Origin of the sequence: Oceanithermus profundus DSM 14977 (assembly GCF_000183745.1) — a bacterium.
Classification (GTDB): Bacteria; Deinococcota; Deinococci; order Deinococcales; family Marinithermaceae; genus Oceanithermus; species Oceanithermus profundus.
Genome location: NC_014761.1, coordinates 689,884 through 710,188 on the forward strand (window position 1 = coordinate 689,884; position 20,305 = coordinate 710,188).

At 71.1% G+C, this 20,305-nt stretch carries 21 protein-coding genes; all 21 read left to right on the forward strand.

Features of this window, described 5'->3' with window-relative positions; all coding sequences use genetic code 11:
* Window positions 1-11: 11 nt before the first annotated feature.
* The 21 genes from OCEPR_RS03455 to OCEPR_RS03555 all read left to right on the forward strand — a co-directional run bounded on the left by OCEPR_RS03455 (window position 12) and on the right by OCEPR_RS03555 (window position 20,250).
* On the forward strand, window positions 12-983 hold the full coding sequence (locus OCEPR_RS03455; RefSeq protein ID WP_013457314.1) for a phosphoribosylaminoimidazolesuccinocarboxamide synthase: 972 nt from the start codon (window positions 12-14) through the stop codon (window positions 981-983).
* Window positions 976-1,473 carry an AIR carboxylase family protein gene (locus OCEPR_RS03460; protein WP_013457315.1) on the forward strand — a complete coding sequence of 166 codons (498 nt, stop codon included), beginning with the start codon at window positions 976-978 and terminating at the stop codon, window positions 1,471-1,473. The genes OCEPR_RS03455 and OCEPR_RS03460 overlap by 8 nt, the downstream gene beginning before the upstream one ends.
* On the forward strand, window positions 1,470-2,885 hold the full coding sequence (gene purF / locus OCEPR_RS03465; RefSeq protein WP_013457316.1) for an amidophosphoribosyltransferase: 1,416 nt from the start codon (window positions 1,470-1,472) through the stop codon (window positions 2,883-2,885). The genes OCEPR_RS03460 and purF overlap by 4 nt, the downstream gene beginning before the upstream one ends.
* Before the next feature lie 2 nt (window positions 2,886-2,887).
* Entirely contained in the window at window positions 2,888-4,171 is a 1,284-nt protein-coding gene (gene purD / locus OCEPR_RS03470) for a phosphoribosylamine--glycine ligase (protein ID WP_013457317.1), read from the forward strand.
* Window positions 4,168-5,187, forward strand: a complete 1,020-nt coding sequence (gene purM / locus OCEPR_RS03475; RefSeq protein ID WP_013457318.1) for a phosphoribosylformylglycinamidine cyclo-ligase — start codon at window positions 4,168-4,170, stop codon at window positions 5,185-5,187. The genes purD and purM overlap by 4 nt, the downstream gene beginning before the upstream one ends.
* Window positions 5,180-5,770: a phosphoribosylglycinamide formyltransferase gene (gene purN, locus OCEPR_RS03480; RefSeq protein ID WP_013457319.1), complete on the forward strand. Its 591-nt coding sequence runs from the start codon at window positions 5,180-5,182 to the stop codon at window positions 5,768-5,770. The genes purM and purN overlap by 8 nt, the downstream gene beginning before the upstream one ends.
* 37 nt (window positions 5,771-5,807) lie before the next feature.
* Window positions 5,808-6,077: a hypothetical protein gene (locus OCEPR_RS03485; protein WP_013457320.1), complete on the forward strand. Its 270-nt coding sequence runs from the start codon at window positions 5,808-5,810 to the stop codon at window positions 6,075-6,077.
* A gap of 186 nt (window positions 6,078-6,263) precedes the next feature.
* Window positions 6,264-6,623 carry an NADH-quinone oxidoreductase subunit A gene (locus OCEPR_RS03490; RefSeq protein WP_013457321.1) on the forward strand — a complete coding sequence of 120 codons (360 nt, stop codon included), beginning with the start codon at window positions 6,264-6,266 and terminating at the stop codon, window positions 6,621-6,623.
* On the forward strand, window positions 6,614-7,153 hold the full coding sequence (locus tag OCEPR_RS03495) for a NuoB/complex I 20 kDa subunit family protein (RefSeq protein ID WP_013457322.1): 540 nt from the start codon (window positions 6,614-6,616) through the stop codon (window positions 7,151-7,153). The genes OCEPR_RS03490 and OCEPR_RS03495 overlap by 10 nt, the downstream gene beginning before the upstream one ends.
* A 3-nt stretch (window positions 7,154-7,156) precedes the next feature.
* Window positions 7,157-7,786 carry an NADH-quinone oxidoreductase subunit C gene (locus OCEPR_RS03500; protein ID WP_013457323.1) on the forward strand — a complete coding sequence of 210 codons (630 nt, stop codon included), beginning with the start codon at window positions 7,157-7,159 and terminating at the stop codon, window positions 7,784-7,786.
* A complete protein-coding gene (nuoD, locus tag OCEPR_RS03505; RefSeq protein ID WP_013457324.1) occupies window positions 7,783-8,997 on the forward strand; it encodes an NADH dehydrogenase (quinone) subunit D in 1,215 nt (404 codons plus the stop codon). The genes OCEPR_RS03500 and nuoD overlap by 4 nt, the downstream gene beginning before the upstream one ends.
* 12 nt (window positions 8,998-9,009) lie before the next feature.
* Entirely contained in the window at window positions 9,010-9,582 is a 573-nt protein-coding gene (locus OCEPR_RS03510) for an NADH-quinone oxidoreductase subunit NuoE family protein (RefSeq protein ID WP_013457325.1), read from the forward strand.
* Complete coding sequence (nuoF, locus tag OCEPR_RS03515; RefSeq protein WP_013457326.1) at window positions 9,579-10,898, forward strand: NADH-quinone oxidoreductase subunit NuoF; 1,320 nt, start codon at window positions 9,579-9,581, stop codon at window positions 10,896-10,898. The genes OCEPR_RS03510 and nuoF overlap by 4 nt, the downstream gene beginning before the upstream one ends.
* A 2-nt stretch (window positions 10,899-10,900) precedes the next feature.
* On the forward strand, window positions 10,901-13,291 hold the full coding sequence (locus OCEPR_RS03520) for a molybdopterin-dependent oxidoreductase (RefSeq protein ID WP_013457327.1): 2,391 nt from the start codon (window positions 10,901-10,903) through the stop codon (window positions 13,289-13,291).
* Window positions 13,288-14,280, forward strand: a complete 993-nt coding sequence (locus OCEPR_RS03525; protein WP_013457328.1) for a complex I subunit 1/NuoH family protein — start codon at window positions 13,288-13,290, stop codon at window positions 14,278-14,280. Before OCEPR_RS03520 ends, OCEPR_RS03525 begins: the two co-directional genes overlap by 4 nt.
* Window positions 14,277-14,807, forward strand: a complete 531-nt coding sequence (gene nuoI / locus OCEPR_RS03530) for an NADH-quinone oxidoreductase subunit NuoI (RefSeq protein WP_013457329.1) — start codon at window positions 14,277-14,279, stop codon at window positions 14,805-14,807. The genes OCEPR_RS03525 and nuoI overlap by 4 nt, the downstream gene beginning before the upstream one ends.
* On the forward strand, window positions 14,804-15,361 hold the full coding sequence (locus OCEPR_RS03535; protein WP_013457330.1) for an NADH-quinone oxidoreductase subunit J family protein: 558 nt from the start codon (window positions 14,804-14,806) through the stop codon (window positions 15,359-15,361). The genes nuoI and OCEPR_RS03535 overlap by 4 nt, the downstream gene beginning before the upstream one ends.
* A complete protein-coding gene (nuoK, locus tag OCEPR_RS03540) occupies window positions 15,358-15,651 on the forward strand; it encodes an NADH-quinone oxidoreductase subunit NuoK (protein ID WP_013457331.1) in 294 nt (97 codons plus the stop codon). Before OCEPR_RS03535 ends, nuoK begins: the two co-directional genes overlap by 4 nt.
* 2 nt (window positions 15,652-15,653) lie before the next feature.
* Window positions 15,654-17,480, forward strand: coding sequence for an NADH-quinone oxidoreductase subunit L (gene nuoL, locus OCEPR_RS03545; RefSeq protein WP_013457332.1), 1,827 nt, complete (start codon window positions 15,654-15,656; stop codon window positions 17,478-17,480).
* Window positions 17,477-18,895 carry a complex I subunit 4 family protein gene (locus OCEPR_RS03550; RefSeq protein ID WP_013457333.1) on the forward strand — a complete coding sequence of 473 codons (1,419 nt, stop codon included), beginning with the start codon at window positions 17,477-17,479 and terminating at the stop codon, window positions 18,893-18,895. The genes nuoL and OCEPR_RS03550 overlap by 4 nt, the downstream gene beginning before the upstream one ends.
* Entirely contained in the window at window positions 18,892-20,250 is a 1,359-nt protein-coding gene (locus tag OCEPR_RS03555; RefSeq protein WP_013457334.1) for an NADH-quinone oxidoreductase subunit N, read from the forward strand. The genes OCEPR_RS03550 and OCEPR_RS03555 overlap by 4 nt, the downstream gene beginning before the upstream one ends.
* Window positions 20,251-20,305: the final 55 nt, after the last annotated feature.

Here is a 20,305-nt window from a genome sequence, read left to right on the forward strand (position 1 = left end):
GGGAGGGAAGCATGTTCAGCGAAGAGGAATGGAACGAAGCCTGGAAGCAGCCGCTGCTCGAGGCCCGGCTCGAGGGCCTGGGGCCGCGGGAGGCGGGCAAGGTGCGCGACATGTACCGCGCCGGGGACCTGCGGGTGCTCGTGGCCACCGACCGCATCTCGGCCTTCGACCGGGTGCTGGGGGCGGTGCCCTTCCGCGGGCAGGTGCTCAACCAGCTCTCCGCCTGGTGGTTCGAGGCCACCCGGGACCTGGTGGCGAACCACGTCGTCAGCGTTCCCGACCCGAACGTGACGATCGCGCGCGAGGCCGAACCCCTGCCCGTCGAGGTGATCGTGCGCGGCTACATCACCGGCAGCACGACCACCTCGCTGTGGTACCTCTACGAGCAGGGCGAACGCGCCCCCTACGGGGTGCCGCTGCCCGAGGGGCTGGCCAAGAACGACCCGCTGCCCGAGCCGATCATCACCCCGACCACCAAAGCGGCTCCGGGGGAGCACGACGAGCGGCTCACCGCCGCCGAGGTGACCGAGCGCGGCCTGGTCGAGCCCGCCCTCTGGGAGCGGGTGCAGGAGGTGGCCCTGGCGCTCTTTGCGCGCGGCCAGGAGGTGGCCCGGCGGGGCGGCCTCGTGCTGGTCGACACCAAGTACGAGTTCGGGCTCGCGGACGGGGAGCTGGTGCTGATCGACGAGGTGCACACCCCCGACTCGAGCCGTTACTGGGACCTCGCCGCCTACGAGCGCGGGGAGATCGTCCACTACGACAAGGAGCACCTGCGCCTGTGGTACGCCGCCCGCGGCTTCCGCGGCGAGGGCGAGCCGCCGCCGCTCGCGCCCGAGCTGGCGCGCGAGCTCGCGGAGCTCTACGTGAGCGTCTTCGAGCGGCTCACCGGCGCCCGCTTCGAACCCGGGGCCCAGCCGGCCGGGCCGCGCATCCAGGAGAACGTCGAACGGGCGCTGGCCGAACTGGGGGTGGCTCGTGGCTAAGGGGCGCGTAATCGTCCTCATGGGTTCGGCCTCCGACGCCGAGCACGCCGGCCGGGCCACCGCGCTGCTGGACCGCCTGGGGGTGCCCTGGTCCCTGCACGTGGCCTCGGCCCACAAGACGCCGGCGCGGCTCCTCGAGGTGCTCGCCGAACACGAACGCCGCGGCGGCGCGCGCGTCTACCTGACGATCGCGGGCCGCTCCAACGCCCTCTCGGGGCTCGCCGACGCCCAGGTGGCCGCCCCCGTGATCGCCTGTCCGCCGCTGGGCGGCGGACCCTGGGCGCCCTACGACCTGGCCTCGTCGCTGCGCATGCCCTCGGGGGTGGCGCCGCTCGTCGTCCTCGATCCCGAGAACGCTGCGCTGGCCGCGGTCAAGATCCTGGCCCTGGCCGAACCCGGCCTCGCGGAGGCGGTGCGGTCGTACCAGGCGGCGCAGCGGGAGAAGCTCGAGCGGGCCGACGCCGCCCTGGGCGGAGGTGCGGCGGAGTGAGGCTGGGCGGGATGCACGAGGCGTGCGGCGTCGCCGGGGCGGTCACGCCCGGACGGCAGGCGGCGCGGCCCGTCTTCTTCGGCCTCTTCGCCCTGCAGCACCGCGGCCAGGAGGCGGCGGGCATCGCCAGTTCCGACGGGCGCGCGGCCTACATCCACAAGGGCCTGGGGCGGGTGGCCCAGGTCTTCGACGAAGACAACCTGCGCCCGCTCGCCGGTGAGCTGGCGATCGGGCACAACCGCTACTCGACGACCGGGGCCACGCAGCTGCGCAACGCCCAGCCCCACCTCGTCGAGACGGTGCTGGGGCCGCTGGCCGTGGCCCACAACGGAAACCTCACCAACGCCCGGGCGCTGCGCCGCGAGCTGCTCGAGGCGGGGATCGGCTTCTCCAGCGGCAGCGACACCGAGGTGATCCTGCGCCTGCTCGCCCTGCCCGCGGAGGGGTCGGAGGATCCCTGGATCGCCCGCATCGGCCGGCTGATGGCGCGGGCCGAGGGGGCCTACGCGCTGGTGCTGCTCACCCGCGAGGCCATCTACGCGCTGCGCGACCCCTGGGGCTTCCGCCCGCTGGTGGTGGGCGAGCTCGAGGGCGGGGGCTGGGCGGCGGCCTCGGAGTCGAGCGCCCTCGCTACGATGGGGGCCCGCCCCGCCTTCGAGGTGGAGCCCGGAAGCGTCGTGCGCATCGACCGCGAGGGCTACCGCGTCCACGAGGTGGCCGCCGGCCGTCCGCGGGCGCTCTGCGTCTTCGAGTACGTCTACTTCGCGCGTCCCGACACCGTGCTCGCGGGGCGCGAGGTGCACGCGGTGCGCCGGCGGCTCGGGGCCGAGCTGGCGCGCGAGGCCCCCGCGGACGCCGACGTCGTCGTGGGGGTGCCCGACTCGGCCACGGCCCACGCGCTCGGCTACGCCGAGGCCGCGGGGCTGCCCTTCGCCGAGGGGCTGATCAAGAACCGCTACATCGGCCGCACTTTCATCGAGCCCGACGACGCGCTGCGCAAGACCGGGGTGCGGCTCAAGTACACCCCGCTCGCCAGCGTGCTCGCGGACCGGCGGGTGGTGCTCGTAGACGACTCGATCGTTCGCGGCAACACCGCGGGGCCGCTGGTGCGGCTCCTGCGCGAGGCGGGGGCGCGTGAGGTGCACCTGCGGGTGGCCTCGCCGCCGGTGCGCCATCCCTGCTTCATGGGCCTCGACATGGCGACCCACGACGAGCTCATCGCCCACCGGCTCGAGCTCGAGGCGATCCGCGCGCACGTCGGCGCCGACAGCCTCGCCTACCTGAGCCACGCCGGGATGCTGCGGGCGGTGGGGACGCGCACGGGCCTGTGCGACGCGTGCTTCAGCGGACGGTACCCGCTCGCGGTGGAACCCGCGGCCCCCGAGGAGGACGCGCTGGTAGGGGAGGGGTAAGGATGGCCGAGGTGCTGGTGGTGGGCGGCGGCGGGCGCGAGCACGCGCTCGCCTGGGCGCTGGCCGGGAGCCCCGAGGTGACGCGGGTCTACGTGGCCCCCGGCAACGCCGGCACGGTCGGGCCCGCAGGGGACGGCCGCGCCGAGATGGAGCGGGTGCCCCTGGCCGCAGACGACCTGGAGGGGCTGACGGCGTTCGCCGCGCGGCGCGGGGTGGCGCTCACCGTGGTGGGGCCGGAGGCTCCGCTCGCGGCCGGGCTGGTCGACCGCTTCGCGGAGGCGGGGCTGGCGGTCTTCGGGCCCCGGCGCGAGGCGGCGCGCATCGAGGCCTCCAAGGCCTTCGCCAAGGCGCTGATGGACGAGGCGGGGGTGCCCACAGCGAGCTGGCGCGCCTTCGACCGCGCGGAGGCGGCGCTGGCGCACCTGGAGGCGACGCCCGCGCCCTGGGTCGTCAAGGCCAGCGGGCTGGCCGCGGGCAAGGGCGTGCTCGTCACCGACGACTACGAGGAGGCCCGCGCCTTCGTGCAGGGCCTGTTTGCGGGGCGGTTCGGCGCGGCGGGCCGCCGGGTGGTGATCGAGGCCTACCTCGAGGGCCCCGAGCTCTCGGTCTTCGCGGTGGCCGCGGGCGAGCGCTTCGTCCTCCTGCCCCCGGCGCGCGACTACAAACGGATCTACGAAGGCGGCCTGGGGCCCAATACCGGGGGCATGGGGGCGCTCGCGCCGGTGGCGCTGCCCCCGGGGCTGCTCGAGGAGGTGGGGCGCACGGTGATCGCCCCCACGCTGGCGGCGCTGGCCGCCCGGGGCGCGCCCTACCTGGGGGTGCTCTACGCCGGGCTCAAGCTCACCCCCGCCGGCCCGAAGGTGCTCGAGTTCAACGCCCGCTTCGGCGACCCCGAGACCCAGGCGGTGCTGCCGCTCTTGCAAAGCGACCTCTACCGCCTGCTCATGGACGCGGTGGAGGGGCGGCCCGACGCCGCGCCGCTGCGGTCCGCGGGGGCGGCGCTGGCCGTGGTGCTGGCCGCGCCCGGCTACCCCGGGGCCTACCCCAAGGGCCTGCCCGTCGAAGGGCTCGAGCAGGCGGAGGCCCTGCCCGGGGTGCACGTCTTCCACGCCGGCACCGAGCGCGCGGGCGGGCGCGTGGTCACCGCCGGCGGCCGGGTGCTGGCCGTCGTGGGCCGGGCGGACACGCCCGAACAGGCGCGCACGCGCGCTTACGCCGCGGTGCGGCGGGTGCACTTCGAGGGCATGCACTACCGGCGCGACATCGGCACGGAGGTGGTGGGGTGAGGTACGAGGACGCAGGGGTAAACCTGGACGCCGCCGAGGAAACCACCCGGCGCATCAAGGAGGCGCTCGCCCCGGTGCGGCACCCCGGCGTGATCGCGGGGGTAGGGGCGTTCGCGGGCGCCTTCGACGCCGGTCGGCTCGCGGAGCTGGAGCGCCCGGTGCTGCTCGCCTCCACCGACGGCGTGGGCACCAAGACGCTCGTCGCCGCCCGGGTCGGGCGCTGGCGCGGCCTCGGCGCCGATCTGGTGAACCACGGCATCGACGACCTGCTCGCGGCGGGGGGGCGGCCGCTCTTCTTTCTCGACTACCTGGCCGCGGCCCGGCTCGAGCCCGCGGTCGCCTTCGAGGTGGTGGCGGGGCTGGCCGAGGCCGCGGCGGCCGCGGATCTGGCCGTCCTCGGCGGCGAGACCGCGGAGATGCCCGGCGTCTACCGCGAGGGGGCGCTGGACCTCGCGGGGACGATCGTCGGCTACGCCGAGCGGGCCCGCCTTCCCGACCCGGCGCGGGTGCGCCCGGGCGACGTGCTGGTCGCCCTGCCCAGCTCGGGGCTGCACACCAACGGCTACTCGCTGGCGCGGCGGGCGCTCGCGGAGCTGGACTGGGAAGCGCCGCGCGAGGACCTGGGGGGACGGAGCGTCGCGGACGCCCTGCTCGAGCCCCACCGCAGCTACCTGCCGGAGTGGCGGCGGCTCGAGCGCGCGGGACTCCTGCCCAAGACGGCCGCCCACATCACCGGCGGCGGCGTCTACGGCAACCTGCCGCGGGCGCTGCCCGCGGGGCTCGGGGCGCGGCTGGAGCGCGGCCGCTGGCCCGAGCCCCCGATCTTCGACCTGATCCGGCGCCGCGGCGGGGTGGAGGCGCGCGAGATGTTCCGGGTTTTCAACATGGGCCTGGGGATGCTGCTCGTCTACGATCCCGACGCGGCGGAGGCGGCCCTCGAGGTGCTGGAGGAGGGCCGGCGCGCCGGCGTGGTGGTGCGGGGCGAAGGGGTTTCCGTGGAGGGCGTGGATGGCTGAGCCGGCGCGGCTGGTGGTGCTCGCCTCCGGCCGGGGCACGAACCTGCAGGCCGTCCTCGACGCCTGCGCCGAGGGTGAGCTGCCCGCGCGGGTGGCGCTGGTGGTCTCCGACAAGCCCAGCCCGGCGCTGGAGCGGGCGCAGAGGGCGCGTACGGCCGCGCTCTACCTGCCAAAGCCGAAGAACGTTCCGCGCGCGGACTACGACGCCGAGCTCGCCCGCTACGTGGCCGCGGCCCGCCCCGACCTGGTGGTGCTCGCGGGCTGGATGCGCATCCTCACCCCGGCCTTCCTCGACCGCTTCCCCGAGCGGGTGATCAACCTGCACCCGGCGCTGCCCGGGGCCTTCCCCGGCACCGACGCCATCCGCCGCAGCTACGAGGCCTTCCGCCGCGGCGAGGTCGAAAGCGGCGGGGTGATGGTCCACCGCGTCGTGCCCGAGGTCGACGCCGGCCCCGTCGTCCTCGCCGAGCCGGTTCCCATCGAACCCGGCGACACCCTCGAGCGGTTCGAGGCGCGGGTGCACGCCGTGGAGCACCGGCTGCTGATCCGCGCGATCGCCCGCGTCCTGCGCGCCCGGCGCTGAAGCCCGGCCTCCGCGCGGGGCGCATTAAACTACGGTCATGAAACTCTACCTCGTCACCAACGTCCTGCGTTCGGGTGCCGGCCCCGTCGTCGAGTCGGTCTACGTGGTCGCGGCCGAAAACGAAGAGGAGGCCCGCGGCAAGGCCCGCGGCAAGGCCCGGACGGAGCTGCTCGAACAACGCGTGCGTTCCGTGGTCTTCGATCACGAAGGCACGGCGCTCGTCTGGATGGGCGCGCCGCAGACCGGAGAGGCCGAGCACCGCAGCGGCCGCACCAAGAAGGAGAGCGGCATGCGCGACGGCCGCTAGGCAATTGTGACGCCCGTAGCTGCCCCCGTCCCCGGAGAGGGCTAGGCTGAGGCCGCAGACCGACCGGGACGAATGGGCCTCCTGGGCCACCGGCGACCGGGTTAAACTTATGAAGACTGCGTTTTTCATCGTTCGCTCACCCCTAGGGCCGGTCAAGTGAACGATGGCACAAAAGGAGGGGATACGTTGCAAGCCACGACGGAGTACATCAACATCCTGATCTACCTGGGCATCGCCGCCGGGATCGGTGTGGTCATGCTGGCGATGGGGGCGATGCTGGGGCCCAAGAAACCCAGCCCCACCAAGCTGATGCCCTACGAGTCGGGCAACGACCCGGCCGGTGAAGTGCACCGATTACCGGTGCATTTTTACGTGGTGGCCATGCTCTTCATCATCTTCGACGTCGAGGTGGCCTTCCTCTGGCCCTACGCCGTCAACGCCGGGAAACTCGGCATCGCCGGCTTCTGGGCGGTGACGACGTTCACCCTGATCGTGCTCGCGGGCTTCGTCTACGAGTGGAAGAAGGGGGTGATGAAGTGGGATTGAAAGACCTGTTCGAACGCGACGTGCAGGAGCTCGAGCGTGAGGGCATCCTCTTCACCACCCTCGAGAAGCTGGTGGCCTGGGGCCGCTCCAACTCGCTTTGGCCCGTCACCTTCGGGTTGGCGTGCTGCGCCATCGAGATGATGGCCTCCTCCAACGCCCGCAACGACCTCTCCCGTTTCGGTTCCGAGGTCTTCCGCGCCAGCCCGCGCCAGGCCGACGTGATGATCGTAGCCGGCCGCCTCTCGAAGAAGATGGCCCCGGTCATGCGCCGCGTCTACGACCAGATGGGCGACCCCAAGTGGGTCATCGCCATGGGCGCCTGCGCCGCTTCGGGGGGAATGTTCAACAACTACGCGATCGTCCAGTCGGTCGAGAGCGTGGTCCCGGTGGACGTCTACGTGCCCGGCTGCCCGCCGCGGCCCGAGGCGCTCATCTACGCGGTGATGCAGCTGCAGAAGAAGATCCGCGGACAGGCCTACGACGACGCCGGGCGCAAGCTGCCGCCCATCGAGGCCTGGGTGAGGGGGTAGAGCGTGCGACTCGAACGTGCCAAAGCCTACGCCGCGGAGCGCGGCTACGCCGTGGAGGAAGCGCGCGGCCTCGTCTGGGTGGACGTTCCGCGGGAAGCCCTCGGCGACTTCTTCCAGGCGATGCAGGAGCTGGGGTTCAACTACCTGGCCAACGTCATCGGCATCGACTACAGCACCTACCCCGAGCCCCGGCCCGAGCGCTACGCCGTGCTGCACGAGCTGGTATCGATGAAGGGTTGGAAGGACGGCGACGGCTCGCGCTTCTTCGCGCGAATCTGGGTCCCCGAGCGCGACCCGGTGCTCCCCTCGGCCGTCCCCTTCTACGCCAGCGCCAACTTCTTCGAACGCGAGATCTTCGACCTGCTGGGGATCCGCTTTGAGGGGCACCCCGACCTGCGCAAGATCCTGACCCCCGAGGACCTGGAAGGCCACCCCTTGCGCAAGGACTACCCCCTGGGGGAGACGCCCACCCAGTTCAAGGACGGCCGCTACATCGACCCCGCATCGTTCCGGGCGGGGCTTAAGGGCGGGGATCCGGGCCTGACCGGGCGCCGCGGCGGCGCGCGCCGCGGCTACGCCGAGATCTATGAAGACGTGCGGCGGGCGCAGGCCGCCGAAGGGGAGGACGCATGAAACCGCACACCGACGTTCCCCCGCGCGAAGAGCCGCGCGAGCTGCGCAGCGAGCTGATGGTCCTCAACGTCGGCCCGCAGCACCCCTCCACCCACGGCGTGCTCCGCGTCGTGGTCACGCTCGCCGGCGAGGAGATCGTCGACCTGGTGCCCCACATCGGCTACCTGCACTCGGGCTTCGAGAAGACGATGGAGCACCGCACCTACACCCAGAACTTCACCTACACGCCGCGTATGGACTACGTGCACTCCTTCGCGCACGACCTCGCCTACGCGCTCACGGTGGAGAAGCTGGTGGGGGCGCAGGTGCCCGAACGCGCCGAGACGATCCGCATCATCCTCAACGAGCTCAGCCGCATCGCCAGCCACCTGATCTTCGTGGCCACCGGGCTGCTGGACCTGGGGGCGATGACCCCCTTCTTCTACGCCTTCCGCGAGCGCGAGGCCATCCTCGACCTCTTCGAGTGGGTCACCGGCCAGCGCTTCCACCACAACTACCTGCGCGTGGGGGGCCTCAAGGAGGACGTGCCCGAGGAGTTCGTCCCCGAGCTGAAGAAGTTCCTCTCGGGCTTCCTCGCCAAGGTGGACGACTACCAGGGGATGTTCGACGGCTCGCCGATCTTCGCCTCGCGCGCCCGCGACATCGGGGTCATTCCTCCGGAGGTGGCCATCAACCTGGGGCTGACCGGCGGCAGCCTGCGCGCCAGCGGCGTCAACTACGACGTGCGCAAGGCGCACCCCTACGGCGGCTACGACAAGTACGACTTCGACGTGCCCCTGGGCACGCGCGGCGACGTCTACGACCGCATGATCGTGCGCCTCGAGGAGATGCGGCAGTCGCACCGGATCATCGAGCAGGCCGTCGAGCGGCTGGAACCCGGTCCGATTCGCGACCCCAACCCGCACCTCTCGCTGCCGCCGCGCGAGATGCTCGGCCGCAGCATGGAGGCCCTGATCTTCCACTTCAAGCTGGTCACCGAGGGCTTCCACCCCCCGCTGGGCGAGGTCTACGTCCCCACCGAGTCGGCGCGCGGCGAGCTCGCCTACTACATCGTCTCCGACGGGGGCAGCATGCCCTACCGCGTCAAGATCCGCACCCCCGAGTTCGTCAACATCCAGTCGCTGGCCTACGCCAGCAAGGGGCACCAGTTCGCCGACTTCATCGCCATCCTCGCCACCCTCGACCCGGTGCTCGGGGGCATCGACCGCTAACGGAGGTAACGCATGGGCTTCTTTGACGACAAGCAGGAATGGCTCGCCGAGGTCTTCGCGCAGTACCCCGAAGACCGCCGGCGCTCCGCGCTCATGCCCCTCCTGCGGCGGGTGCAGCAGGACGAGGGCTACGTCGACTTCGAGCGCATGAAGGAGATCGCCGAGCTGGTGGGCACCACCGCCACCGAGGTGGCCGGGGTGATGAGCTTCTACAGCTACTACCAGGGGCTGCCCACGGGCAAGTACCACATCCAGGTCTGCCGCACGCTCAGCTGCAAGCTGGCGGGGGCGGACGAGCTGTGGCACACGCTCACCGAGCGCCTGGGCATCCTCCCCGGCGAGGTGACCCCCGACGGCCGCTTCAGCCTCCAGGCGGTGGAGTGCCTGGGCAGCTGCCACACCGGCCCGGTGATCCAGGTGGGGGACGAACCCTACGTCGAACGCGTCACCAAGGCGCGGCTCGAGGCCCTGCTTGAGGGCCTGATGCAGGACAAGCCGCTCGACGAGGTGCGCAAGACGCTGCCCGACGAGGACAAGATGGGCAAGGCCACGATCGAGCTCGACGGGGAAGGGGGTGCGTCGTGAGCGAAGGACCGATTACCAGCGGCCACGATCCGCGCTTCACCCCCACCCTCTACGCCCACGTGGGCAAGCCGAACAGCTGGACCCTCGACTACTACCTGGGCCACGGCGGCTACGAGACCGCCCGCGCGGTGCTCACCGGCAAGCAGCCCGAAGAGGTGGTGGAGGAGGTCAAGAAGAGCGGCCTACGCGGGCGCGGCGGCGCCGGCTTTCCTACGGGCGTGAAGTGGAGCTTCATGCCCAACGACGGGCAGCAGCACTACCTGATCGCCAACGCCGACGAGTCGGAACCCGCCTCCTTCAAGGACCGCTACCTGATGGAGGACGACCCGCACCAGCTGATCGAGGGCATGATCATTGGCGGCTACGCCATCCGCGCCACCAAGGGCTACGTCTACATCCGCGGCGAGTACCGCAAGGCCTACGACCGCCTCACCGCCGCCATCCGCGAGGCCTACGAGCGCGGCTACCTGGGCAAGAACCTCTTCGGTTCCGGCTTCGACTTCGACCTCTACGTGCACCGGGGTGCGGGGGCCTACATCTGCGGCGAGGAGACGGCGCTCATGAACTCGCTCGAGGGCCTGCGCGCCAACCCGCGGATGAAGCCGCCCTTCCCGGCCCAGTCGGGCCTCTACGGCAAGCCGACGACGATCAACAACATCGAGTCGCTGGCCAGCGTGGTCCACATCCTGCAGCGCGGCGCCGACTGGTTCGCGCAGATGGGCACGGAGCGCTCGAAGGGCATGAAGCTCTTCCAGGTCTCGGGTCCGGCGCGCCGCCCGGGGGTCTACGAGCTGCCGCTGGGCACCCCCTTCCGCGAGCTCATCTACGACTGGGCCGGCGGCCCCACCGAGCCGATCAAGGCCTTCATCCCCGGCGGTTCCTCGACGCCGCTCCTGCCCTTCACCGACGAGTACCTGGACCTGCCGATGGACTACGAGTCGCTCGTGGCCGCCAAGTCGGCGCTGGGCACGGGCGGGGTGGTCCTCATCCCCGAGTCGGTCTGCATCGTGGACGCGATGTGGAACCTGATCCGCTTCTACGGCCACGAGTCCTGCGGCAAGTGCACCCCCTGCCGCGAAGGGGTCTCGGGCTGGCTGCCGCAGCTCTTCGAGAAGTTCGAGCGCGGCCAGGCGACCCAGGAGGACCTGAAGACGATGGAGGACCTGCTCGACCAGATCGAGGGCCGCAGCTTCTGCCCGCTCGCCGACGCCGCGGTCTGGCCGATTCGCGGGGCGCTGCGGCACTTCCGCGACGAGTTCCTGCACCACATCGAACACGGCACCTGCGCCGTGAAGTCCGGGCCGAGGTGGAGGTGAGCATGCCGAAAGTCAAGGTCAACGACCGCACCGTCGAGGTCCCCCCCGGCACCTCGGCGATGGACGCGATCTTCCACGCCGGCTACGACGTGCCCCTCTTCTGCGCCGAACGCCACCTGAGCCCCACCGGCTCCTGCCGGATGTGCTTGGTGCGTGCGGGCGCGCCGCGCAAGGGGCCGGACGGCGAGTGGATCACCGACGAGTCGGGGGAGGTCAAGATCTTCTGGTTCCCCAAACTGATGGCGAGCTGCACGCTGGCCGTCAGCGAGGGCATGGTGATCGACACCCTGTCGGACGAGGTGCGGCACGCCCAGTCGGGGATGGTGGAGCTGACGCTCGCCAACCACCCGCTCGACTGCCCCACCTGCGACAAGGGCGGGGCCTGCGACCTGCAGGACCGCGCCTACGAGTACGGGCTCGACGAGAAGTTCTACACCGGGCCCGAGGGTGAGCCGGTCTACACCCGCTACGCCTTCACCAAGCGCCACGTCGACAAGCACCACCCGCTCAGCGAGTTCATCATCCTCGACCGTGAGCGCTGCATCCACTGCAAGCGCTGCGTGCGCTACTTCGAGGAGATCCCCGGCGACCAGGTGCTCGACTTCATCGAGCGCGCGGTGCACACCTTCATCGGCACCGCCGACGAGGGGCTGCCCTCCAACTTCAGCGGCAACATCACCGACATCTGCCCGGTGGGGGCGCTGCTCGACCGGGTGGCGCGCTTCCGCGGCCGCAACTGGGAGTTCGAGCAGACCCCCAGCGTGAGCACCGACGACGCCTCGGGCCAGTTCATCTGGATCGACGCCCGCAGCGGCCGCATCGAGCGCATCCGCGCCCGTGAGAACCCTGAGCTGAACGACATCTGGATCTCCGACGCGGCGCGCTTCGGCCACGAGTGGGCCGATACCGACCGCATCACCCGGCCCATGGTGCGCAAAGGCGGCTCGCTCGAGCCCGCGACCTGGGAGGAGGCGCTCGCCGCCATGCGCCAGGGACTCGAGGGCGTCGACAGGAAACGCGTGGGCGTCGTGCTTCCCGGCGACGCCACCCTGGAGGAGGGGCTGGCCGCGGCCGAGCTCGCGAAGCAGCTGGAGAGCGGCTTCCTCGACTTCGAGGGACGCACCGCGGTGCCGGCTTCGAACTTCCCGGCGGCCTCCTTCGCGAGCGTGCTCGAGGCCGACTACCTGCTCGTGGTGGGCGACCCCACCGAGGAGCTGCCCATCGCGCACGTCTGGATCCACAAGCGCCTGCGCGGGGTGCCGATGCCGCCGCGTTTCAACCACGGCACCCCGATCGCCGACCTCGCCATCCGCGAGCACACCCCGCCCGACCCCCGGCTCCTGGGCGCCTTCGCGCCGCACCCCACGCGGGTCATGGAGTGGGCCGAGGCCAAGGGCGTCTTCGAACCCGGCCACGCCGTCGCCCTCCTCGCCGCCTTCGAGGCGGCGCTGGCGGGCCGCGAGCCCACCGAGGTGCCGGGCGTGGACCCGGCGGCGGTGGGGCGCGCTGCGGAGCGCTGGCTGGCCGCCGAAAAGCGGGTCCTCTTCCTGGGCGCCGAGGTGCTGATGGACCCCGAGGCCGCGAAGCTGGCCGAGAAGATCGCCAAGTCGCAGGGCGCCGGCGTCTTCGCCATGACCCCGGCGGCCAACGCCCGCGGGCTCGAGGCCATGGGCGTCTGGCCTACGGGAGGCCACGAGGGGCCGCGCGCGGCCTTCATCGCCGCCGAGGCGCCCCCGCAGAAGCTGCTCGAGATGACCGAGTTCCGCGTCTTCCACGCCGCGCGCATGAGCGACGTGCTGCGGCGCTACGCCGACGTGGTGCTGCCGGCCAAGACGCCTTACGAGAAGCGCGGCACCCTGCTCAACGTCGAGAGCCGGCTCGTGGGGCTCGAACCCGCCCACGTCGACGCCGGCGAGGCCGAGGGCCTGACGCAGGCGCTGGGCCTCTTCGCGGACGCCCTGGGGGTGCAGGCGCCGGTGCGCTTCGTGCACCAGGCGCGCAGGCGCTTCCAGGAGCGCTACCGGATCGACCTGGACAAGCTCGAGCCCTACGGGACCCTCTGGCGTCCGCGCGTCAGCCTGGCCCCGCGCCCGGCGCCGATGGAGGGCAACCTCTACCTGCGGCCGAGCATGTGGAAGGCGCGCCACCGCCTGGGTGCCGTGGTCCAGCGGGCGCTGGGCGCGCTCGAGCTGGCCGCGCACCCCGAAACCGCCCTGGCCGAAGGGCTCGACGAGGGCGCGACGCTCGAGGTGGAGACCCCCCAGGGGGCCCTCAGGGCGCGCCTCGTCTTCGACCCCGAACTGCCCAAGGGCTGGTTCTTCCTGCCGGCGGGAACGCCGGCGGCCCGGCTTCCCTTCCGGGCCCTGGTGCCCCAGGGAGGTGAAACCTCATGATCTACCTGATCGCCGCGATCAAGGGCCTGGTCCTGATCCTGCTCCTGCTCTTCGCCTTCGCCTACCTCACCTGGGGCATGCGCCGCGGCCTGGCCCGCTTCCAGGTCCGCCTCGGTCCCAACCGCGTCGGACCGCTGGGCCTCCTGCAGCCGATCGCCGACGCGGTCAAGGCCATCTTCAAGGAAGACATCTCGGTGGCCAAGGCCGACCGCTTCGTCTACTGGCTGGCGCCGATCATCTCCTTCACCTTCGCGCTCGCCGCCTTCGCGGTGATCCCGCTGGGGCCCGAAGGCAGCCTCTTCGGCCTCGATCCGTGGGTCGCCGATCTCGACGTCGGAATCCTCTACATCTTCGCCGTCGCCGAGCTGGCCGTCTACGGCATCTTCCTCTCCGGCTGGGCCTCGGGGTCGAAGTACAGCCTGATGGGCGGCATGCGCTCCGCCGCGGGGCTGGTGGGCTACGAGCTGGCGCTGGGCGTCGCGCTGCTGGGTCCGGTGCTCGTCGTGGGCTCGCTCAGCCTGCGCGACATCGTGGACTGGCAGGGCCAGTACGGCTGGCTGATCGTCTGGCAGTTCCCGGCCTTCGTCGTCTACTTCATCGCCGCGCTCGCCGAGATGGGGCGCACCCCTTTCGATTTCGTCGAAGCCGAGCAGGAGCTGGTGGGCGGCTTCTCCACCGAGTACAACAGCATGAAGTTCGTGGCCTTCTACATGGCCGAGCTGCTGCACTGGATCACGGCCTCGGCCCTGATCCCGACGCTGTTCCTGGGCGGTTGGCACGCCCCCTTCGGCCTGCCGGAGGTCCCGATCCTGTGGTTGTTCGTCAAGTGGCTGGTCTTCATCTTCATCGTGATGTGGATCTGGGCCAGCTGGTTCCGCACCCGGTACGACGTGATGATTCGCTTCGCCTGGGGGGTGCTCTTCCCGGTGGCGCTCGCCTGGTTCCTGGCGACGGCCTACTGGGTGGCCAGCAAAGGAGGAGCCGTATGAGCGTGTTCGCATTGGCCAAGGCGATGGGGATCACCCTCAAGCACCTGTTCTCCAAGCCGGTGACCATTCCCTACCCGAGTGCACCGGTGCCCCTGAAGCCGCGGTTCCACGGCCGGCACGTGCTCACCCGGCACCCGGACGGCCTGGAGAAGTGCATCGGCTGCAGCCTCTGCGCCGCGGCCTGCCCCGCCTACGCCATCTACGTGGAGCCCGATGAGAACGACCCCGAAAACCCGGTTTCGGCGGGGGAGCGCTACGCCAAGGTCTACGAGATCAACATGCTGCGCTGCATCTTCTGCGGGCTTTGCGAGGAGGCCTGCCCCACCGGGGCGATCGTGCTGGGCAACGAGTTCGAGCTGGCCGACTACGTCTACTCCGACTTCGTCTACGGCAAGGAAGACCTGCTGGTGGACACCGTGGGCTCCAAGCCGCAGCGGCGCGAGGCCCAGGTAACCGGCAAGCCGCTGAAGCTGGGCTTCGAGGTCCCCTACGTGCGGCCCGAGCTGGAGGGGGTGAAGTACGAGTGAGCGCCTTCGACCTGATCGCCGGGGTGCTGCTGATCGCCAGCGCGCTCGCTGCGGTCACCCTCAAGAACGCGGTGCACGCGGGCCTGGCGCTGGTGGGCAACTTCCTGGTGCTGGCCACCGTCTACTTCGCGCTCGAGGCCCAGTTCCTCGGTTGGATCCAGATCATCGTCTACGCCGGCGCGGTGATGGTCCTCTTCCTCTTCGTGATCATGCTGCTCTTCGACGCCAAGGCCGACGTGGGCGCGGGCCGCATGCCCTGGATGCGGCCGATCGCCGCGGCGCTCGCCGCCGTCTTCTTCCTGGCCCTGGCCTACGCCTTCTCGGGCGTAGGGCCGGTCCACCCGCTCGCCGAGATCAAGCTGGCCGGGGGGCTGCCGGGTCCGCTGGGGCAGCTGCTCTACGGCCCCTGGCTCTACGTCGTGCTGCTCATCGCGGTGCTGCTCTTCGCGGCCACGGTGGCCGCGGTGGTGCTGGTGCAGCCCGGGGTGCGCGGGGCGCGCAAGAAGCCCCAGGTGCTCGAGCGGGAGCGGGAACTCGAGGAGGTGGACCGGTGAGCTACTACCTGCTGCTTTCCGCCCTGCTCTTCGCCATCGGCCTCTACGGCGTGCTGGCGCGGCGCACGGCGATCCTCATCTTCATGTCCATCGAGCTGATGCTGAACGCGGCCAACCTGGCCTTCGTGGCCTTCGCCCGCACCTCGGGCAACCTCGACGGGCAGGTGATGGCGCTGGTGGTCATCGCGCTCGCCGCCGCCGAGGTGGCCGTGGGCCTCGGCATCATCGTCGCGGTCTTCCGCGCCCGCAGCTCCACCTCGGTGGACGACCTCGCGGAGCTTAGGGGGTGACCATGCTGCTCCTACTCATCCTTCTCCTGCCGCTCCTGGGCTTCGTCTTCCTGGGGCTCTTTGGCAAGCACCTGCGCGAGCCCGCGCCGGGCGTGATCGCCTCGGCGCTTACGGGGCTCAGCTTCCTGCTGGTGCTCTACGGGGTGCTGACCGGGGGCGCCGAGTGGGCGATCAAGGACTGGCTGCCCGGCATTCCCTTCAGCCTCGTCCTCGACTCGCTTTCGGGCTACATGGGGCTGGTGGTTACGGGCATCGGCTTCCTGATCCACGTCTACGCGATCGGCTACATGCACGGCGACGCGGGGTTCAGCCGCTTCTTCGCCTACCTCAACTTCTTCATCGCCATGATGATGACCCTCGTCCTCGCCGGCAGCTACCCGGTGATGTTCATCGGCTGGGAGGGCGTGGGTCTGGCCAGCTTCCTGCTGATCGGCTTCTGGTACACCGAGAAGGTCAACGCCGACAGCGCCCGCAAGGCCTTCATCACCAACCGCATCGGTGACCTGGGCTTCCTGCTGGGCATGGCCCTGCTCTACAGCCTCTTCGGCACCCTCTCGATCGGCGAGCTGCGCGAAGCCATCGAGGGCAGCACGGTGCTGCCGATGGCGCTCGGCACCGCGGGCTTGCTGCTCTTCGTGGGCGCGGTGGGCAAGAGCGCCCAGGTGCCGCTGATGGTCTGGTTGCCCGACGCCATGGCGGGCCCCACGCCGGTCAGCGCCCTGATCCACGCGGCCACGATGGTCACCGCCGGCGTCTACCTGATCGCCCGCAGTTCCTTCCTCTACGCCAACCTGCAGGACGTCTCCTACTTCATCGCCGTCATCGGCCTGGTCACCGCGGCCTACGGGGCGCTCTCCGCCCTGGGGCAGTGGGACATCAAGAAGATCGTCGCCTACTCGACGATCAGCCAGCTGGGCTACATGTTCCTGGCCGTGGGGGTGGGGGCGTACTGGATCGCGCTCTTCCACGTCATGACCCACGCTTTTTACAAGGCCCTCCTCTTCATGGCCTCGGGCTCGGTCATCCACGCCCTCGGCGGCGAGCAGGACGTACGCAAGATGGGCGGCCTCAAGAAGTACCTGCCGCGCACCCACCTGCACGGCCTCGCGGGCGCGCTCTCGCTCGCCGGCTTCCCGCTGCTCGCCGGGTTCTGGTCCAAGGACGCGATCATTACCGCGACGCTCACCTACCCCTTCGGGGGCACGGGCTTCTACCTGGCCGGCCTGGCCGTGGCCTTCCTGACCGCGGTCTACGCGATGCGCTGGTACGTGCTCGTCTTCCTGGGCGAGTACAAGGGCAGCGGCCACCCCCACGAGGCGCCGCCGGTGATGACCGTGCCCAACGACGTGCTCGCCCTGGGCGCGGTCTTCGCGGGTTTCCTGGCCCTCCCCGAGCCGCTTTGGAACCTGGTGGAACCCTACCTGGCCCCGGCACTGGCCCACGTCGAGAAGCACCACATGACGCTCGGCCTCGAGTGGGGCTTGATCGCCCTCTCGGCGGTGGTGGCGCTGGTCGGCCTCTACCTGGGCTACCTGGCCTTCCGCCGCTGGACGTTGCCGGCTTGGTACCTCACCTTCCAGACCTGGTCGACCCAAGCCTTCTACGTGGACCGGGTGTACAACGTCCTGATCGTCAATCCCCTGAAGGAGCTGGCCCTGGTGCTCGCGCTCTTTGACGGCTTCCTCGACACCGTCTACCTCGCCGCCGCCGGCGTCGGTTCGTGGCTGGGCGGCCTCCTCTCCAGGGTGCAGACGGGCTACGTGCGCGCCTACGGCGCGCTCATGGTGCTCGGCCTGGTGGCCGTGCTCGTCTGGGGGGTGCTGCGATGATCCACGTCCTGATCTTCCTCCCGCTCGTCTTCGGTTTGGCGGCCCTCGTCCTTCCCCGGCAGGCCCGCACGCTCGGCCTCGTGGGGGCGGGCGCGGCCCTGGTGCTCGGTCTGGTGAGCTTCGGCGCCTACCTGGAGGGCTCGAGCGGGGCCTACCAGGTACCGCTCCTGGCCGAGGCCGGCGTCTACTACGCCGTGGCCTGGGACGGCGTGGGCGCGGTGCTGATGCTCGCGGTCGTGGTCACGACCTTCCTCGCCCTGCTGGCGGCCCACGACGTGCCGCCGGCGATGGTGGGGCTGGCCCTGCTCATGGAGTCGGGGCTGCTCGGGATCCTGGCCGCGCGCGACCTCGTCCTCTTCTACGTCTTCTTCGAGGCGACCCTGATTCCCAGCCTGCTCATGCTCGGCCTCTTCGGCGGCGTGGGGCGCGTGCGGGCGCTCGTCAAGTTCGCGATCTTCACCCTGGTGGGCAGCCTGCTGATGCTCGCGGGCATCCTGGCCGTGCGCTACCTGGGCGGCGCGCCCAGCTTCCTGCTGGACGACCTGGTGGCCCACCCGCTCGCGGGCGCCGCCGGAATGTGGGCGTTCGCGGCCTTCCTGATCGCCTTCATGGTCAAGACGCCGCTCTTCCCGCTGCACGTCTGGCTGCCCGACTTCCACGCCGAGAACCACCCCTCGGGGCTGGCCGACGCGATGGGTACGCTCTACAAGGTGGGCCTGTTCGGCCTCTTCCGCTGGGCGCTGCCGCTCTTCCCCGAGGCCTTCCTCGCCTTCCAGCCCTGGCTGCTGGCGCTGGCGGCGCTGACGGCGCTGGGCGCGGCCTGGACCGCCTACGCCCAGACCGACTGGAAACGGCTCCTCGCCTACGGCGCGCTCTCGCACATGGGCGTGGGGGCGCTGGGCCTCTTCAGCGGCACCCCGGAGGGGGCGCTGGGGGCGATCTTCCTGCTGGCGGCCTCGGCGGTCTACACCGGCGCGCTCTTCCTCTTCGCCGGCAGCCTGCACCGGCGCTTCGGCACCCTGGACCTGCGCCCCACCTCGGGCCTGGCCAAGTCGGCGCCGGCGCTGGCGGCGCTGGGGCTGATCCTGGTGCTGGCCATGGTGGGCCTCCCGGGGCTCTCGGGCTTCCCGGGCGAGTTCATGAACCTGCTCGGCGCCTGGCAGGCCAGCCCCGTCTGGACCTTCGTCGGCTTCCTGGCCGTCATCGCCGCGGCGGCGTACGCGCTGGGGGCCTACCAGCAGATCTTCCACAACGCCCCTGACAAGCCCGCGGACGACCTGGACGCCTTCGAATGGCAGTGGGGCGCGCTGGCCACGCTCGCAATCGTCTTCATGGGCGTCTACCCCAAGCTCTTCACGACGGCGCTCCAGCCCGCGGCCGAGGCGCTGGCCGCCCTGCTCGGAGGTGGACGGTGACCACGCTCTGGATCCTCTTCCTGACGGCCCTCGCGGCCACCTTCGTGGGCTTCTTCGCTCCCGCGCGCACGGCCAAGGTCTTCACGCTGCTGGGCCTCGTGGCCGCGCTCGTGAGCCTGGCGCTCGGCTGGGGCGAGCCTCTTTCCGCCTATGGAGGGCTCTACGTCCTCGACCCCTTTGCCCAGGGGTTCACCCTGGTGATGATCGTGGGCGGCCTGCTGGCGCTTCTCGCCGACTGCGACTACTTCCAGCGCAAGGGCTGGCCTCCCTTCGAGTACTACGCGCTCGTCGCCTTCGCGGTCCTGGGCGGCCACGTGATGGCCAGCACCGCGCACCTGGGCGTGATCGTGGTGGGGCTCGAGCTCCTTTCGATCCCGCTCTACGCGCTGGCGGCGAGCCGCCGCGACGAGGCGAGCTACGAGGCCAGCCTCAAGTACTTCCTGCTGGGGGCGGTGGCCGCGGCCGTCTTCCTCTACGGCATCGCGCTCTACTTCGGCGCCACCGGCGGCTTCGTGCTGGGGGCCGCGGGCTCGGGGCCGATCTACGCCGCCGCGGTCATGCTGCTGCTCGCGGGTCTGGCCTTCAAGACCGCGCTCGTCCCCTTCCACTGGTGGACGCCGGACGTCTACCAGGGCAGCCCCGCGCCGGTCACCCTCTTCATGGCGACCGCGGTCAAGGCGGCGGCCTTCGCCGCCTTCGCCCGGGTGCTGGCCGCGGTGGGGCTCGAGGGCCCCGTCTTCTACGCACTGGCGGCGCTGGTGCTGCTCACCGTCTTCTGGGGCAACCTCACCGCGATGGTGCAGGGCGAGGCCAAGCGGATGCTCGCCTACTCCTCGGTGGCCCACGCGGGCTACATCGCCATCGCCCTCTTCGGTCCCGACCCGGCGCCGGCGATGGGCTACTACCTGCTCGCCTACGCGCTCTCGACCGGGCTCGCCTTCGCGGTGCTGACGCAGCTCGACGACGGCCGGGGCGTGCGGCTCGGGGAGCTGGCGGGGCTTTGGGGCCGCTCGCCGCTGTTGGGCCTGGGCTGGACCGTCGCCCTCTTCTCGCTCGCAGGCCTGCCGCCGCTGGTGGGTTTCTGGGGCAAGTACCTGGTCTTCCTCGAGGCCGCCCGCGGCGGCCAGTACCTGCTCGTGGCCCTGGCGCTCTTCGCCGCGGTGATCGCCGCTTACTACTACCTGAAGCTGCTGGGCGCGGCGCTCTTCGCGAAGGCGGAGAAGGCCGAGAAGATCGTCCTTTCCGGCTCCACGCCGGTGGGGATCGCGCTGGCGACGCTGCTCGTCGTGCTGCTGGGCGTGCTGCCCGGGCTGGGCTTCGGCCTCTTCACGGCGGCGAACGCGATCGTCCGTTAGGGCCGGTGTAAAGCCCGAGGGCGCGGAGCACGCTCCGCGCCCTCGCTCACGAGGC

Excerpts from the sequence above, each read along its gene's own strand:
- nuoL (WP_013457332.1), top strand. The coding sequence starts at position 15,654 with ATGCTGCTCCTACTCATCCTTCTCCTGCCGCTCCTGGGCTTCGTCTTC.
- OCEPR_RS03510 (WP_013457325.1), top strand. The coding sequence starts at position 9,010 with ATGGGCTTCTTTGACGACAAGCAGGAATGGCTCGCCGAGGTCTTCGCG.
- OCEPR_RS03520 (WP_013457327.1), top strand. The coding sequence starts at position 10,901 with ATGCCGAAAGTCAAGGTCAACGACCGCACCGTCGAGGTCCCCCCCGGC.
- purD (WP_013457317.1), top strand. The coding sequence starts at position 2,888 with ATGGCCGAGGTGCTGGTGGTGGGCGGCGGCGGGCGCGAGCACGCGCTC.
- OCEPR_RS03485 (WP_013457320.1), top strand. The coding sequence starts at position 5,808 with ATGAAACTCTACCTCGTCACCAACGTCCTGCGTTCGGGTGCCGGCCCC.
- nuoD (WP_013457324.1), top strand. The coding sequence starts at position 7,783 with ATGAAACCGCACACCGACGTTCCCCCGCGCGAAGAGCCGCGCGAGCTG.
- OCEPR_RS03550 (WP_013457333.1), top strand. The coding sequence starts at position 17,477 with ATGATCCACGTCCTGATCTTCCTCCCGCTCGTCTTCGGTTTGGCGGCC.
- OCEPR_RS03455 (WP_013457314.1), top strand. The coding sequence starts at position 12 with ATGTTCAGCGAAGAGGAATGGAACGAAGCCTGGAAGCAGCCGCTGCTC.
- nuoI (WP_013457329.1), top strand. The coding sequence starts at position 14,277 with ATGAGCGTGTTCGCATTGGCCAAGGCGATGGGGATCACCCTCAAGCAC.
- purN (WP_013457319.1), top strand. The coding sequence starts at position 5,180 with ATGGCTGAGCCGGCGCGGCTGGTGGTGCTCGCCTCCGGCCGGGGCACG.
- OCEPR_RS03525 (WP_013457328.1), top strand. The coding sequence starts at position 13,288 with ATGATCTACCTGATCGCCGCGATCAAGGGCCTGGTCCTGATCCTGCTC.